At 62.6% G+C, this 14,693-nt stretch carries 13 protein-coding genes and 1 pseudogene; 7 read left to right on the top strand and 7 right to left on the bottom strand.

Annotated elements, in window-relative coordinates:
- Positions 1 to 115: pseudogene (locus FZZ92_RS04465) on the bottom strand (photosystem II q(b) protein); the annotation flags it as partial.
- Positions 116 to 403: 288 nt separating this feature from the next.
- On the opposite strand from FZZ92_RS04465, the gene FZZ92_RS04460 reads away from it, so the two are divergent.
- The gene (locus tag FZZ92_RS04460; RefSeq protein ID WP_226422663.1) at positions 404 to 1,597 is read left to right on the top strand and encodes a DUF4336 domain-containing protein; all 1,194 of its coding nucleotides are present in this window, start codon (positions 404 to 406) and stop codon (positions 1,595 to 1,597) included.
- Here FZZ92_RS04460 and FZZ92_RS04455 read toward each other — a convergent pair.
- Positions 1,587 to 1,940 carry a DUF760 domain-containing protein gene (locus FZZ92_RS04455; RefSeq protein ID WP_115023423.1) on the bottom strand — a complete coding sequence of 118 codons (354 nt, stop codon included), beginning with the start codon at positions 1,938 to 1,940 and terminating at the stop codon, positions 1,587 to 1,589. The genes FZZ92_RS04460 and FZZ92_RS04455 overlap by 11 nt on opposite strands.
- 48 nt (positions 1,941 to 1,988) lie before the next feature.
- Positions 1,989 to 2,579 (bottom strand): signal peptidase I, encoded by a 591-nt coding sequence (gene lepB / locus FZZ92_RS04450; protein ID WP_226422662.1) that lies wholly within the window; start codon positions 2,577 to 2,579, stop codon positions 1,989 to 1,991.
- Between the two features lie 57 nt (positions 2,580 to 2,636).
- Between lepB and menD the strand changes: the two genes are divergently transcribed.
- Genes menD through murF form a run of 6 tightly spaced genes read left to right on the top strand, consistent with a single transcriptional unit; the run spans position 2,637 to position 9,470 of the window.
- Positions 2,637 to 4,322 carry a 2-succinyl-5-enolpyruvyl-6-hydroxy-3-cyclohexene-1-carboxylic-acid synthase gene (gene menD / locus FZZ92_RS04445; RefSeq protein WP_226422661.1) on the top strand — a complete coding sequence of 562 codons (1,686 nt, stop codon included), beginning with the start codon at positions 2,637 to 2,639 and terminating at the stop codon, positions 4,320 to 4,322.
- 5 nt (positions 4,323 to 4,327) lie between these two features.
- Entirely contained in the window at positions 4,328 to 5,197 is an 870-nt protein-coding gene (gene menB / locus FZZ92_RS04440) for a 1,4-dihydroxy-2-naphthoyl-CoA synthase (RefSeq protein WP_226422660.1), read from the top strand.
- Between the two features lie 5 nt (positions 5,198 to 5,202).
- Complete coding sequence (locus FZZ92_RS04435; protein WP_226422659.1) at positions 5,203 to 5,748, top strand: L,D-transpeptidase; 546 nt, start codon at positions 5,203 to 5,205, stop codon at positions 5,746 to 5,748.
- A gap of 55 nt (positions 5,749 to 5,803) precedes the next feature.
- Positions 5,804 to 7,339: a glycogen synthase GlgA gene (glgA, locus tag FZZ92_RS04430; protein WP_115023415.1), complete on the top strand. Its 1,536-nt coding sequence runs from the start codon at positions 5,804 to 5,806 to the stop codon at positions 7,337 to 7,339.
- A gap of 2 nt (positions 7,340 to 7,341) precedes the next feature.
- On the top strand, positions 7,342 to 8,109 hold the full coding sequence (locus tag FZZ92_RS04425) for a hypothetical protein (RefSeq protein ID WP_226422658.1): 768 nt from the start codon (positions 7,342 to 7,344) through the stop codon (positions 8,107 to 8,109).
- The gene (gene murF, locus FZZ92_RS04420; RefSeq protein WP_226422657.1) at positions 8,106 to 9,470 is read left to right on the top strand and encodes a UDP-N-acetylmuramoyl-tripeptide--D-alanyl-D-alanine ligase; all 1,365 of its coding nucleotides are present in this window, start codon (positions 8,106 to 8,108) and stop codon (positions 9,468 to 9,470) included. The genes FZZ92_RS04425 and murF overlap by 4 nt, the downstream gene beginning before the upstream one ends.
- Positions 9,471 to 9,480: 10 nt before the next feature.
- Here murF and glmU read toward each other — a convergent pair whose 3' ends face one another.
- From glmU to FZZ92_RS04400, 4 genes are read right to left on the bottom strand one after another with little or no spacing between them, the layout of a single operon-like run.
- Positions 9,481 to 10,833 carry a bifunctional UDP-N-acetylglucosamine diphosphorylase/glucosamine-1-phosphate N-acetyltransferase GlmU gene (gene glmU, locus FZZ92_RS04415; protein ID WP_226422656.1) on the bottom strand — a complete coding sequence of 451 codons (1,353 nt, stop codon included), beginning with the start codon at positions 10,831 to 10,833 and terminating at the stop codon, positions 9,481 to 9,483.
- Positions 10,834 to 10,869: 36 nt separating this feature from the next.
- Entirely contained in the window at positions 10,870 to 11,787 is a 918-nt protein-coding gene (locus FZZ92_RS04410; protein WP_226422655.1) for a tRNA (5-methylaminomethyl-2-thiouridine)(34)-methyltransferase MnmD, read from the bottom strand.
- On the bottom strand, positions 11,768 to 13,093 hold the full coding sequence (gene aroA / locus FZZ92_RS04405) for a 3-phosphoshikimate 1-carboxyvinyltransferase (RefSeq protein WP_226422654.1): 1,326 nt from the start codon (positions 13,091 to 13,093) through the stop codon (positions 11,768 to 11,770). The genes FZZ92_RS04410 and aroA overlap by 20 nt, the downstream gene beginning before the upstream one ends.
- Positions 13,094 to 13,117: 24 nt before the next feature.
- Positions 13,118 to 14,680 carry a UbiD family decarboxylase gene (locus FZZ92_RS04400; RefSeq protein ID WP_115023405.1) on the bottom strand — a complete coding sequence of 521 codons (1,563 nt, stop codon included), beginning with the start codon at positions 14,678 to 14,680 and terminating at the stop codon, positions 13,118 to 13,120.
- Positions 14,681 to 14,693 lie beyond the last annotated feature (13 nt).

Below are 14,693 nucleotides of genomic sequence, written 5' to 3'. Positions count from 1 at the left end.
GGATCATCAGCACACCGAACCAACCGACATACAGACGGTTGTTGGTGGAGGTGACCCACTCACAGAAGGCCTGCCAGCTGGAAGCGCCGGAGCGCTGCTGGAGGGTGGTGGTCATGAGAACGGAAAGGAGCCGGTGGGACGAATCCCGGTGGCAGATAAGAAAGGTCGGTTAACCCGACAGCGGCAATGTAAAGGAAGTTTGCGGCGCCGACATGGCGCCCAGCCCGAGCACTCCTGATGAGATTGATAGGCCCGGCTTATCGGCTGATCAGCGTTGGCGTTAAGCAGGGAATCTGCGTGTTCTGTGCACTCGACTGCTTGCCTTGATGGGCATAGCGATGTGGGATGAAGTGATCGTCCTGATGAATGACCTGATCCATTCCTCTGCAGAATCACTGCATTGATGGGGAGTGTGGTGGCTGGAGCTGGTGTGAATCCTGCTGATCAGCGCTGGGGTTTCTGGCCGCTGCTGCCCCTCTATCCCTATGGCCGCCGTCGCACGCTGTTCAGGGAGCTGATCCCAGGCCAGCTCTGGAGCCTTGAGCAGCTGCAGGGGGTGTATTACGTGGCCGTGCCGGTGCGGCTCACCGTGGCCAAGGTGCCCGGTGGCTTGATGTTGGTGAACCCCTTGCCGCCCACCGGAGAGGTTCGCCAAGCCATCGCCGGCCTTGAGCAACAGCACGGTCCGGTGCGCACGATCGTGCTACCTACCGCCTCTGGTTTGGAGCACAAGCTTCCCCTCGGCCCCCTGGCCCGCGCCTTCCCTGATGCGGAGGTGTGGGTGTGTCCGGGGCAGTGGAGCTTCCCGGTGCAGTTGCCCCTGGCCTGGCTGGGCGTTCCGGCAGGCCGCACCAAGGTGTTGTTCGACGATGGTCTTCCCCATGGCGATGTTTGTGAGTGGTTGTCGTTGGGACCGCTCGACCTTGGCGTCGGTCGCTTCCAGGAAGTCTCCTGTTTCCATCGCCCGTCAGGCGCTCTCTTGGTTACCGACGCCCTTGTGGGCATCAGTGCTGAACCCCCGGCCCTGTTCGACCTCGATCCAACGCCGTTGTTGTTCCATGCCCGTGAACGCGGAGATGAGCCGTTCAACGATTCAGCGGAAGCCCGCCGCCGCGGCTGGGCCCGATTGGTGCTCTTTGCCTCCTATCTGAGACCGGAACCGCTGGAAGTTCCAGGCCTGCCGGAGCTGCTCCGGGATGCCTTCAAGCCAGGGCTCCGCTCTCTGCGGGCTCACTTCGGTCTCTATCCCTTCCGCTGGCTGCCGGGTTGGCAGGCTGCAGCCGATGGCTTGATGGGAAGCGAAGCCCCAAGGCTGCAGGTGGCCCCGGTGCTCGAGCGGTTGGTGTTGCCTAGGGCACAGGCCGCACTTCTGCGTTGGTTGCACGAGCTGGGTGGCCTGGCTGAGTTGCGCTGGCTGGTGCCGGCCCACTACAGCGCGCCAGTCACATTCACGCCCGAAACCGTTGAACAACTGCTCACGTCATTGCAACAGCGGGAATGGGCTCCCAGTTCAGAGAACTGGGAATTTCTCGGCTCGATTGATCAGCGTTTGCTGGATCTGGGCGTCGTGCCTGATCAGCCCGTGATCAAAGCTTGAGCTCGTCTTCAGGCTCGATCGCCATCTGTTCATCAGCGAACAGAGTTTCTTCCAGCTCCTTGCGCTGTTCCATTTGGCGCAGGAAATATCCAGTCATCATCGCTGAGGCCAACATATTGGCGAGGTTGTCGCGGTTGGCTGTCACCTTCACCTCAAAGTGCTCGCCTGGAAGCATTCCCAGCAGCCCTTGAACGTTATGGCGAATGATGTCTTGAATATCGTTGCTTGCTGATTTGGCGACCCGCTGCAGAGTGTCTGGAGATTGCTCCTGCAGGTACTGGATCAGGCTGTTCCCCGCTTGACCGTCACTGCTGTCAGTTGTCAGAAACTCGGGGTTAAACATTCTCTGTGATGTACATCACGGCCCTGACACTAACGCAAGCCCTCGGTTTCAACCGTCAGCGCTGGTGTCGGGGATCCGTATCGGACCGAACCTCTGCAGCGGCCAATACCGCCAAATCGCCGTGCCCAGCACATTGGTTTCTGGCAGTGATCCCCAGAGATGGGAATCAAGGCTGGCATTGCGGTTGTCACCCATGACCCACAGTTGATCCGCCGGCACGGTGATCGGAGCCATGTCGTAATCGATCGCTTCCCTCAACCAGGGCTCCACCAGCGGTGATCCATTGCGAATCAGGGTCCCGTCGCGTACTTCCAGCTGATCGCCAGGCAGGCCCACCACCCGTTTGATCAGCGCTGCGGATGCGTCATAGCCAGCGGCCACGAGCTGCTCAGGCGGAGCGAACACCACCACATCGTCCCGGTGCAGATGGCCGTGGCGGCTGTGAGCCAGGCGTGGCCTGACTTTCTCCACCAGGATGCGGTCCTGCAATTGCAGGGTAGGCAGCATCGAGCCGGAGGGAATCCAGCGCGGTTCCACCACCAACCAGCGCAGCAGCAGGGCCAGCAGGGCCCAGAGAATCAAATTGCGCCAGAAGCCTTTGCTGTCTTCTCCTGGAGTGGGTGTCGTGGGTTGGGTCATTGTTGACCGAAGATCACACCAGCCTGGCCTGCTGCACTGACCACCGCCCGCACCAATTTGCAGGCCGCTCTCACCTTGCTTGAGGCGTTGTGCCTCCAGGGGCTGAAGCAGCTGGTGCTCTGCCCTGGCAGCCGGTCCGGCCCCCTGGCAACAGCGGCGGGAGTGTTGGCGTCCCAGGCGAAGCTGCAGTTGGTCACGGCCATCGATGAGCGGTCGGCCGCGTTTCTGGCTCTCGGCATGGCGACCGCCGGCGGCCGTGCCGTGGCTGTTGTCACCACCTCCGGCACCGCGGTGGCCAACCTGCTGCCCGCTGCGGTGGAGGCGGACCGTTCCTGTCAGCCTTTGCTGCTGCTCACGGCGGATCGCCCCGCCCGGCTCAAAAACTGCGGCGCCAACCAGACCGTTAATCAGGAATCTTTCCTCCTCGCGGCCTGCCGCTGGTTCGGCAGTGGAGCGGCAGACGGTGTTCATACGCAGGCCAACGAAGCCCTCAATGCCCTGGCGGTTCAGGCCTGGCAAAAAGTCCAGGGGGCAGGCAGTGGCCCACCGGGCCCTGTGCAGCTCAACCTGCCCTTCGAGGAGCCGCTGCACACCACTCTCGAGCAACAACAACAGCTCGTCTCGGGTGCATGTTTACCCACGGCTTGCCCTGAGCCTCCGCTCGAGATTGCGCCTCCGCCTCGCCTTGATCCTGAGCGCCCTGGGGTCGTGATTGCTGGCCCTTGGCGTGGACTTTCGCCTGCTTTGGCGCCCTACCAACAAGCTGTGCGTCGCTGGTTGAACGCCAGCGGCTGGCCTGTGCTGGCGGATCCCCTCGCCGCCCTTGCCGCCGAGTGCCCCAACCGCATCGAGCATTGGGAGCTGCAGTTGGATGAGCTGGCCTTGCCTGAGAACGCTCAGGTGTTGCGGCTTGGGCCGATGCCCGCCAGCCGGCGGCTGGAGGCCTGGCTTCAGCGCCATAAGGGCCCTCAGCTGTTGATCACGGAAGGAGATCCAAGGCCCCTTGATCCGCTGCGGTGTGCCAGCCAATGGTCGGGAGGCATGGCTCCCTGGATGGCCCAACACCCTGACCCTGACGCAACGCAGAAGCCATCGGCGGGGAGAAACGATCTCTCGCCGTGGATCGAGGCCCAGCTGCCCTTGAGCGGCGCTGTCAACGAGCCCGCCCTGGCCTACTGGCTTCCGCAACTCCTGCCGGAGCAGTTGCCGGTGATGCTGGCCGCCAGTTCGCCGGTGCGCGACTGGTTGACCTGGGGTGGGTCCGCCTGCGGCCGCCACCGTTGCTTCAGCTTCCGCGGAGCTTCCGGCATTGATGGCACCTTGTCCCTTGCCATGGGCCTGGCGGTGAATCTTGGCCCGCTGGCTCTGGTGACCGGTGATCTTGCGCTCCTTCATGACAGCAACGGCTGGTTGCATGCCTCCTCAGCAGCAGCCCCACCTCCACTGCTGGTGCTGCTGATTGATAACGGCGGTGGTGGCATTTTTCAGCAGCTGCCCATCGAGACGTCGGGCTTCGAATCACTCTTCGCCATGCCTCAGCAGGTGGATCCCCTGGCCTTGGCGGCAGCCCATGGCGTCCCCGGGCGCCAGGTGGCCTGTCTGGATGATCTGCAGGAGGCCTTGGCCTGGGGTTTATCGTTGCAGCGGCCTGTGTTGTTGCGGTTGTGCAGCGACCGAGGTCGTGATGCCGCCTTGCGTCAGCAGCTGCGCGCCGCTGCTCAGAATGAAAGCACCGAGCTCTGAACCCGATGAGTGACATGCGTCAGGTGCTCCCCGGTGCGCCAACCGCGCAATGGACTCCGTGGGGCAGTTACCAGGACATCCTTGTGGACCGTTGCGCAGACGGCCTGGCTCGTGTGGCCATCAACCGCCCCGCCAAGCGCAACGCCTTCCGCCCGCAGACGGTGATGGAGCTCTGTGATGCCTTCACGCGCATCCGGGATGACCGTGACATCGGTGTGGTGCTGTTCACCGGCGTTGGCCCGGCCCCTGATGGTGGTTATGCCTTCTGTTCCGGCGGTGATCAGAGTGTTCGCGGCGACGGCGGCTATGTCGGCGAGGACGGCCTGCCGCGCCTGAACGTGCTGGATCTGCAGCGCATCATCCGCAGCCTGCCCAAGGTGGTGATCGCTCTGGTGGCTGGCTACGCCATGGGCGGTGGCCAGGTGCTGCATTTGCTCTGCGACCTCAGCCTCGCCGCTGATAACGCCGTGTTTGGCCAGACCGGACCCAAGGTCGGCAGTTTCGACGGCGGCTTTGGTTCGGGTTACCTGGCGCGGGTGGTTGGTCAGCGCAAGGCCCGTGAAATCTGGTTTCTCTGCCGACGTTACGGCGCCAAGGAGGCTCTGGAGATGGGGCTTGTTAATGCCGTGGTGCCGTTGGATCAGCTTGAGGCGGAGGGGGTGCGTTGGGCCCGGGAGGTGCTGCAGCACAGCCCCACGGCCATCCGTTGCCTCAAGGCCGCCTTCAATGCCGAAACCGATGGCCTCGCCGGGCTGCAGGAGTTGGCCGGCAATGCCACCCACCTCTTCTACAGAACTGAAGAAGCGTTGGAAGGTCGCAATGCCTTTCTTGAGAAGAGGCCGCCGGATTTTTCAGAAACAGGCTGGTTACCCTGACGGGCATGTTGCCTCTTCCTCTGCCGGATCCGCTGCCTCTGCTTCAGGCGGCCGCCATGGATTCAGTCCCGGCTGGCCTGGCGTCACTGCCTCAGGATTTGCGTGGGCAATCCAATCGCCATGTCGTGATGCTGCGCGGCCGTCGCCGTGTGTTCTTGCTCGATAACGGCAACTTGCGCAGCGCCTTCCCTGTCGCCATCGGCATGCCTGGTTGGGAGACCCCCTCCGGCCGTTTTGAGGTGCTGCAGAAGATCCCAAATCCGGTGTGGGTCCATCCGGTCACTGGCGAGCGCGTTGAGGAGCAGGGGCCAGACAATCCTTTGGGGAGCCACTGGATCGCCTTCCATCGTGACTGTATGGGCCGTGATGCCCATGACGGAGAGGCCTGGATCACGATCAAGGGATGCACCACCACGGGGTTCCATGGCACCCCCCACCGTTGGACGGTGGGACGGGCCGTTTCCCATGGCTGTGTGCGGCTTTACAACGAGGATGTGAGTGCCCTGTATCGCCAGGTGTCGCTTGGAACTCAGGTGACAGTGCTCCCTTGACGTAACAGATTCGTAAATCCCCCTTAAAGTCGCCGCGCCAACGCCGATCTCAGACATGCGCATCCTTTTCGCTGCAGCGGAATGCGCCCCGATGATCAAGGTCGGAGGGATGGGCGACGTGGTCGGGTCCCTCCCACCGGCATTGGCCAAGCTCGGCCATGACGTGCGCCTGATCATGCCGGGCTACGCCAAGCTTTGGAATCGCCTGAACGTGCCGGCGGATCCGATCTGGCGGGCTCAGACGATGGGCACTGAGTTTGCCGTCTACGAAACAAAGCACCCCACCAATGGGATGACCATCTATCTGGTGGGTCATCCGGTGTTCGACCCTGAGCGCGTCTACGGCGGTGACGATGAGGACTGGCGCTTCACCTTTTTCGCCAGCGCCGCTGCTGAATTTTCCTGGAATGTCTGGAAACCCCAGGTGCTGCACTGCCATGACTGGCATACCGGGATGATCCCGGTGTGGATGCATCAGGACCCGGAAATCAGCACGGTGTTCACGATCCACAACCTCAAGTACCAGGGCCCATGGCGCTGGAAACTCGATCGGATGACCTGGTGCCCTTGGTACATGCAAGGGGACCACACGATGGCGGCGGCTCTCCTTTACGCCGAACGCGTCAATGCGGTGTCTCCCACCTACGCCCAGGAAATCCGCACGGCGGAGTACGGCGAAAAGTTGGAGGGTCTGCTCAACTTCATTTCGGGCAAACTGCGCGGCATCCTGAACGGCATCGATCTCGATGCCTGGAATCCTGCGACCGACAGATCATTGCCGGCGAATTTCAGTGCCGATGATCTGTCCGGCAAGGCGGTGTGCAAGCAAGTGCTCCAGGAGCGGATGGGGCTCGAGGTGAGGCAGGATGCCTTTGTTCTCGGCATGGTCAGTCGTCTCGTCGACCAGAAGGGAGTCGATCTTCTGCTGCAGGTTGCTGATCGACTGTTGGCCTACACCGACACGCAGATTGTTGTGCTGGGAACCGGTGATCGCGGGCTGGAATCCGGTCTCTGGCAACTCGCTTCACGTCACCCAGGCAGATGCGCCGTCTTCCTTACCTATGACGATGATCTGTCGCGTTTGATCTACGCCGGCAGTGATGCCTTCCTGATGCCCAGCCGTTTTGAACCCTGTGGCATCAGCCAGCTTTATGCCATGCGCTACGGGTCGGTCCCCGTGGTCCGCAAGGTTGGTGGTCTTGTCGATACGGTTCCGCCTCACATCCCAGCTGCCGAGAGCGGCACTGGATTCTGCTTCGATCGTTTTGAAGCGATCGATTTCTACACGGCCTTGGTGCGGGCCTGGGAGGCCTTCCGCCATCGCGATAGCTGGGTCGAGCTGCAGAAACGCGGCATGAATGAGGACTACAGCTGGGATCGTTCCGCTGTCGATTACGACCTCATGTACAAGGACGTCTGTGGCATCAAAGAGCCCACACCGGATGCTGCCCTTGTGGAACAGTTCTCTCAGGGGCAATCCGCAGATCCATCCCGTTCTGAGGATCAGCCTGAAGAGGCCATCGCTCCCTCTGGGATGCCCTCCGCTGGTCGTAATCCCCTGAACCGTCTCTTCGGTCGTCGATCCAGTTGAGTTTGAGCGAGCCCGCCCGATCTGACTCCCAATCTGAGGCCCGATCTGAGTCCCAGAGCGGGGAGCCGTCAGGCAACCTTCCGGCTCCCTACGTCAGCCCTTGGCGGGAGTTCGGACGCAATCTGCAGGCCATGGCTGCCGATCTGCGGCTGCGGTTCCAGGAGCTCTGGCGCCGCAACCGAGAAGGTGAGCTATCGGTCCCAGGCTTCTGGCCTCGGGATCTGGCCCCCAGCTTTTGGCCCTTGCTGCTGGTATTGCTCTTGTTGTTTCCCGTAGCGGGCCTGCGTTGGTGGCAGACCCATGCCAGCACCGATCCACGTCAGGAGCCGGTCGAGATGCCACGGGAGTCTCCCCTTGCATTGCCCGATCTTGAGTTGATTCCAGCACCACAGCCCATGGCGGAGGAACCCTCACCCGTGCCTGCGCCGGTGCAATCCGCGCTGGCTTCGGAACAAGAGGAGCCTTCCCAGCCCCAACTCAGTTTTGATCCCCTCTTTGACTTGTTTCAGGACACAGCTGTTCCCGAGGGACTTCTTCTTTCTGCCAAGCCCGTTCCGGAGCAGGATCGCTTGCTGTTGGAGTTGTCCGTCGACGTGTGGGAGCAAATGGCGGTCGACCAGCGTCAGACCCTCGCCTCCAGCTGGTTGCAATCCGCCCTCGAGCTGGACTACTCCAGTCTTCAGTTGCTCAATGAACAGGGCGAACTGCTGGGGCGGTCGGCCCGGGTCGGGGGCGGAATGATCCTCTTTGATCTCGGGTTGGTGGCATGACCCTGACGCTGCGTCAGCTGATCGATGCATGGGGAACACCTGCGGGCGGCACGTTTGAACCCGATGCCGCCTTGGGACGAGTCTGTACCGATAGCCGTCAGCTCCACGTGGGTGATTTCTTTGTCCCCCTGGTTGGTGAGCGTTTTGATGGCCATCACTTCCTCGATCAACTCCCTGAACGGGAGGCTCAGGCAGCTGTTGTGAACCGCAGCTGGGCGCAGCCGCTGCCGCCGAATCTGCTGCATTGGCGGGTCGACGACACACTCCTGGCCTATCAGCAGTTGGCCTTGCTCCATCGCCGCTCTCTGGCCCAACCCCTGGTGGCTGTCACAGGCTCGGCAGGCAAAACCACAACGCGGGAATTGATACGGGCGGCATTGGCACCGCTAGGGCCGATTCAGGCCAGTGAAGGCAACAACAACAACGACGTGGGTGTGCCACTCACGGTGTTGAAGGCCGATGTTGATCACCGTGCCCTGGTGATTGAGATGGGCATGCGAGGGCCTGGGGAGATTGAACGTCTCTCCCGTTGCACGGAGCCTGATCTGGCGGTGATTACCAACATCGGAACGGCCCACATTGGGCGGCTCGGCAGTCGCGAGGCGATTGCGGCCGCAAAGTGTGAAATCACCGCTGGGCTTCATCCGAAGGGAACCGTGGTGATTCCCGCCGGTGATCCTCTGCTGGAGAGAGCCCTGGCAGCGGTTTGGTCAGGCCGCGTGTTGCGGGTGCGCCTTGTCGACGATCCCCAGGTCGATGCTGATCTGGCTGATGCCGATCTGATCGGCGCCATTGATGGGAATCAGTTGCTGATCGATGGTGATCGTCTCCCACTACAGCTTGAGGGGCGCCACAACGCCCGAAATCTGCTGCTGGCTGTGGCTGTAGCCGATCAGCTGGGTGTATCCCGCAAGGCGTTGACGGGGATGCAGGTGATGGTGCCTGGCGGGCGCAACCGCCGCCTGCAACAGGGTGGGTTGACTCTCCTGGATGAGACCTACAACGCTTCGCCCGAGGCGGTTCTAGCGGCCCTTGACCTGTTGGCTGCTCAACCGGGGCGTCGCTTTGCCGTGCTGGGAACCATGTTGGAACTTGGGGAACGCAGCCTCGAGTTGCATCGTGAGGTCGCGGCCCGTGCCGTTCAGCTTGGGTTGGACGGCCTAGTGCTTGTGGATTCTGGTGCGGAGGGGGCGGCGATGGCTGAGGTGGCGGCATCGCTGCCCAATCTTCAGCTGGTGTCTAGCCCGGAAGCAGCAGCAGCTCCCCTCTCGGCCTGGCTGACCTCCGGAGATGTGCTGCTGCTGAAGGCCAGCCGAGGCGTTGCCCTAGAGCGGTTGATTCCGCTGTTGCCACGGCTGTAAGAGAGCTGCTCTAGACCTTTCGTTTGGCCCAGCCCTCCTTGGTCATCTGGCGGGCGCGTCCGATCGCCAGTGCTCCATCGGCCACATCCTTGGTGATCGTTGATCCGGCGCCGATGGTGGCTTGTTCCCCGACGTTGACGGGGGCCACCAGCACGGAATTGGCACCCGTTTTGCTGTTGCTGCCGATCACGGTGCGGTGCTTGTTTACCCCGTCGTAGTTGGCGGTGATCGTGCCGGCGCCCACGTTGACGTTGTCCCCGAGATTGGCGTCACCGATGTAGCTGAGGTGGTTCACCTTGGTGCCAGCACCTAGCTGGCTTTTCTTCACCTCGACGAAGTTGCCGATTCGGCAGCCATCGCCGACGTCCGCGGCCGGCCTGAGGTGGGCAAAGGGGCCGATGACGACATCGTTGCCCACGTTGGCCTCCCGCACCACCGAGTGCACCACGTTGACGTTGGCCCCAAGAGACGCGTTCTCCACCAGGCTGCTGGGGCCAATCCGGCAGTTGTCGCCAATCACGCAGTCACCGCGGAAGTGAGTCTGCGGTTCGATCACCACGTCCTGGCCAAAGCTGCAGCCTTCACTCAGGGTGCAACTTTCGGGATCAATGAAGGTGACGCCTTCGTCCATCCAGTGGTGGCGCAGCCGCTGCTGCAGCAGGGCCTCGCACTGGGCCAGTTGCCGCCGGTTGTTGATGCCGTTTACTTCATCGGCGTCAGCCACTTCCAGGTGCATGGCCTTCGCCAGCATTGCCACCGTGTCGGTGAGGTAAAGCTCCCCTTGATCGTTGTCGGTGCTGAGCTTCGGCAGAACGTCGGCCAGAGCCCTCCAGTTGAAGCAGTAGATGCCGGCGTTGGTGAGGTTGTTGCTGCGTTGCTCGTCCGTGCAATCGCGATGCTCAATGATTCCGCTCACCCTGCCGTCGGGATCGGCGAACACACGTCCGTAACCGGTGGGATCAGCGAGCCTTGCCGTCAGCAGCGTCACATCGGCACCACTGACCCGATGCTGCTGCACCAGTGCGTCCACCGTTTCGCTCCTCAGCAGCGGTACATCGCCATTGAGCACGAGTAGTTCGCCTTCGAAGCCCTGCAGCGACGGAATCAGTTGCTGAACGGCATGGCCCGTGCCGTTCTGGGGCTGCTGCAGGACAAATTCCAGGGCTCCGAGCGGGGCCAGCTGCTGCTCCACCCGTTCGGCTTGATGCCCCACGATCAGCAGCCGCCGTTCCGGTTGCAGGTTGCGGGCACTAGCGAGCACCCGTTCCACCAGGGTGGCTCCCACCAGAGGTTGGAGCACTTTCGGGAGTGCGCTCTTCATGCGGGTGCCTTTTCCAGCGGCCAGAACGGCTACGGCGAGCATGTGGAGCGGGGGGAAGACGGCCGGAATCTACCGGGCTCAAGAGGCGCTGTCCCTGCGCCAGCGTCTTTGCCAGGCATTGGTCGGTTCATAGCCGCAATGCTGCTGCTCTTCACGGCGGCGCTGAAGGATGGCATCAGCCGTGGCATTGCCCTGGGGATCACGGAACGGCACGGCTGCCCGCGTCTGCAGGTGTTCCCACTCCATGGCGGAAAGAGGTCGCCAACCGGGTCCGTCCTGCGGACAGGCGGAGTCCGGTGGCGTGGCCAGCGTGCCGCTGCTCCAGCCCGCCCGCTCGCCCGGGGCTGGCAGCAGTGAAAACAAACGCAAGCCTGCTCGCTTGAGGCTGGCCCGCACCGCGGCGGACCGGCTGTAGGTCAGCAGCCGCCCCTGAGGCTCCAGGCGTCGCGCCAGGGCTCCCAGGAATTCCTCGCTCCACAGTTCTGGGCAGCGCTGGGGGGAGAAGGCGTCCAACAGCACCAGATCAAAGCGAACGGGCTCAGGAATCTCCTGGAGCGTCGCTCGGGCATCCCCCCAGAGCTGAATCCCGCGGCTGTTGTTCTCCTGCCAGCCGCCCTGATCGCGGATGGCTTCAAGCTTGGCCAGCACAGGCGCTGGCCAAAGGGAGTGGAAGCTCGTCTGGTCCAGGGCCTGTTCCAAGGGCCGTCGGTCCAGTTCCAGTCCCCACCATCGAACGACGGGTTCAGCCGTCAGCAGGGCCTCCAACACGGCGGCCGTGTTGTATCCAAGCCCTAGGCAGACATCCAGGATTTTTAGGGCATGGCCGTTGCGGAAGCGCTGTAGCTCCGCAGGCTGGACAAACTTGGCTCGGGCCTCATTCAGAGCTCCCGCGGAGTTGTGAAAAGCCTCTCCAAAATGATCACTGTGCAGGCTGAAGCTTCCATCCGCTGTCGGGTAGACGCGGAGAGCGCCGAGGTCAGCAGCGGAGCCGCTCAAGCTCGTCCCAGAAGGAGGGATAAGACACCGCTGCCGCTTCGCTTCTCGCCAGGCTGGAGTTCCCATCGGCCAGCATCGCTGCGACGCCAAGGCTCATCGCCACCCGGTGATCGGTTTCGCTGTCCAGCACGGCTCCCTTGAGCGGTCGCCCGCCGCGGATGGTCATGCCGTCCTCGTGTTCATCAATGTCGGCCCCCATGGCCTTCAGCTGGCGGGCCATCACCGCCAAACGATCGGTTTCTTTGACCCGCAGTTCAGACGCCCCACTGATCCGACTCTCGCCGTCGCAGAAACAGGCGGCGACACTGAGGATGGGCACCTCATCCACCAGGCGGGGCATGATTTCCTCGCCAAAGTGGAACGGTTTCAAGGGTCCGTGGGTCACCCTTAGGTCGCCGACAGGTTCGCCCGCCACATCGCGGGGGTTGAGCACGTTGATCTGTGCACCCATCTGCTCCAACACCTCCAGGATTCCGGTACGTGTTGGGTTGAGCCCCACATTCTCGATGGTGAGATCGGCTCCTGGAATGAGGGCTCCAGCGACAAGCCAGAAGGCTGCTGAGCTGATGTCCCCGGGCACAACCACGTTCTGGCCATGCAGGGTGGCGCCGGGACGCACGTTGATGTGCCGACCCATTTCGCCGCCCACCGTCAGATCAGCGCCGAAGGCGTTCAGCATCCGTTCGCTGTGATCGCGGGACTGCGCCGGTTCGATGACGGTGGTCGGGCTCTCCGCCGTGAGGGCGGCTAGGAGCAGGGCCGACTTGACTTGAGCACTGGCCACCGGCGTACCGATCACGGTTCCTTTGAGGCGTCGCCCCTGCACCGCAAGAGGGGCCAGGTTGCCCCCATCACGGCCGCGCACATCAGCACCCATCGAGGCCAACGGCTGGCCCACACGACGCATCGGGCGGCGGCGCAGGGATGCGTCGCCATCCAGCACGAAATGTCGACCGTCGCGGCCCGCCAACAGACCCAACATCAGTCGCATGGTGGTGCCGGAATTACCGCAGTCGAGTACTTCTGCGGGCTCCTGCAATCCATCCAGGCCCACGCCCTCAACGGTGACGATGCCGCCGTCGGTGATGGGGCTGATGGTGACGCCCATCGCCCGCAGGCAGGCGGCTGTACTCAGGGGGTCTTCTGCTGGGAGCAGACCATCGATCGTTGTGGTGCCCTCGGCGATGGCGCCAAACAGCAGGGATCGATGCGAGATCGATTTATCGCCGGGGACTTTCACGCGTCCCTTGAGGCTTCCTCCGGCCTTGAGCTCACGGGGGTCATCGGATTGGCCTGTGCCGCTCAAGGTCGCAACGTCGTTGGGCTGATCCTATTGGCCGGTCTTCAGGCCCTGAATCAGTCGGTCGAGGGCATAGCCGAACAGGCTGGGATCGGGGTCGTCGTCGCCGAGGTCATCCAGACCCAGCTCAGACCAGCGGTCGCTGACCCGTTGTTCCAGATCTGCCGGACGGCTCAGAGGTTCGCCCCAGTCGTGGTTCTTTTCGGGTCCGACCTTGGTGGTGGCATCGATGGCCAGTCGTCCTCCCAGGCCCAGTTGTTCGCTGGCGAAGTCCAGCGTGTCGAAGGGCGTGTTCTCCAGGGTGAAGAGGTCACGTTGGGGATCCACCTGGGCCGCGATGGCCCAGACCACCTGGCGTGGATCGCGCACGTTGATGTGGCTGTCCACCACCACCACGAATTTGGTGTAAGTGAATTGCGGCAGGGCACTCCAGAACGCCATGGCAGCACGCTTGGCCTGCCCCGGATAAGCCTTGTCGATCGAGATCACCGCCAGCTTGTAGCTGAGCGCTTCCATCGGCAGGAAGAAGTCGGTGATTTCCGGAATCTGCTGCCGCAGGATCGGTGTGTAGATCCGGTTCAGCGCGATAGCCAACATCGCTTCTTCCTTCGGAGGGCGGCCGCTGAAGGTGGTGAGAAACACCGGATCACGGCGTTGGGTCATGCAGTGGAAGCGCACCAGAGGTGAGTCCTCCACACCGCCATAGAACCCCATGTGATCTCCGAAGGGCCCATCCGGCAGCACTTCGCCAGGAGTGATCGTTCCTTCCAGCACCACTTCGCTGTGGCTGGGCACCTGCAGGTCGATTGTTTTGCAGGGAGCCAGACGAACGCCCTCACCGGCGTAGATCCCCGCAAACAGCCATTCACTCAGCTGCACGGGAATTGGCGTTGCAGCGGCCATCACCAGCAACGGGTGCACTCCGATGGCCACCGCTACCTCAAGTTTCTTGCCCATGGCTGCGGCTTTGCGCAGGTGGCGTGCTCCTCCACGCACACTCAGCCAGTGCACGGTCATCGTGTTCAACGACTGTTTTTGAAGTCGATAGACGCCCACGTTGGGGACCCCGGTTTCGGGATCCTTGGTGATCACCAGGCCAAGGGTGATCACACCCCCTGCATCACCTGGCCAGGGGCGGATCAGGGGAATGTTGTCGAGATTGACCTCATCGCCGCGAAACACCTGCTGCCGGCAGGGGGGTGTGAGGTCGCGGTCGGGTTTGGCCTTGACCAGATCCCAGAAGACGCGGGCAAATTGTTTGGTCTCCTGGAGGCCTTTGGGTGGTCTGGGTTGTTGAAGCAAAGCGAGACGTGAACCCAGCTCCTCCAGTTGTTCAGCCCGTTCGAGACCCATGCTCCAGACCACCCGTTCCACTGTGCCGAGGGTGTTGACGGCCACCGGCATCGAGGAGCCGATCACGTTCTCGAACAGCAAGGCCGGACCTCCCTGGCTCAGGACCCGGTCGGCAATGGCTGCCAGCTCGAGGTCGGGATCTACAGGTGCCGTGATCCGTCGCAACTGACCACGGTCCTCAAGGAGCTTCAGGAAGCCCCGCAGGTCTCTGGTGGCCGGACCGGATTGGAACATGGCCATGGGATGACGGTCT

Source organism: Synechococcus sp. MU1611 (assembly GCF_020514255.1).
GTDB lineage: Bacteria > Cyanobacteriota > Cyanobacteriia > PCC-6307 > Cyanobiaceae > Parasynechococcus.
Note: the sequence above shows the minus strand (reverse complement) of the source record. Positions and strands in the feature narration are given on the sequence as shown.

Coding starts and splice junctions, on each gene's coding strand:
- FZZ92_RS04460 (WP_226422663.1), top strand. CDS start 404: ATGGGGAGTGTGGTGGCTGGAGCTGGTGTGAATCCTGCTGATCAGCGC.
- FZZ92_RS04455 (WP_115023423.1), bottom strand. CDS start 1,940: ATGTTTAACCCCGAGTTTCTGACAACTGACAGCAGTGACGGTCAAGCG.
- lepB (WP_226422662.1), bottom strand. CDS start 2,579: ATGACCCAACCCACGACACCCACTCCAGGAGAAGACAGCAAAGGCTTC.
- menB (WP_226422660.1), top strand. CDS start 4,328: ATGAGTGACATGCGTCAGGTGCTCCCCGGTGCGCCAACCGCGCAATGG.
- FZZ92_RS04435 (WP_226422659.1), top strand. CDS start 5,203: ATGTTGCCTCTTCCTCTGCCGGATCCGCTGCCTCTGCTTCAGGCGGCC.
- glgA (WP_115023415.1), top strand. CDS start 5,804: ATGCGCATCCTTTTCGCTGCAGCGGAATGCGCCCCGATGATCAAGGTC.
- murF (WP_226422657.1), top strand. CDS start 8,106: ATGACCCTGACGCTGCGTCAGCTGATCGATGCATGGGGAACACCTGCG.
- glmU (WP_226422656.1), bottom strand. CDS start 10,833: ATGCTCGCCGTAGCCGTTCTGGCCGCTGGAAAAGGCACCCGCATGAAG.
- FZZ92_RS04400 (WP_115023405.1), bottom strand. CDS start 14,680: ATGGCCATGTTCCAATCCGGTCCGGCCACCAGAGACCTGCGGGGCTTC.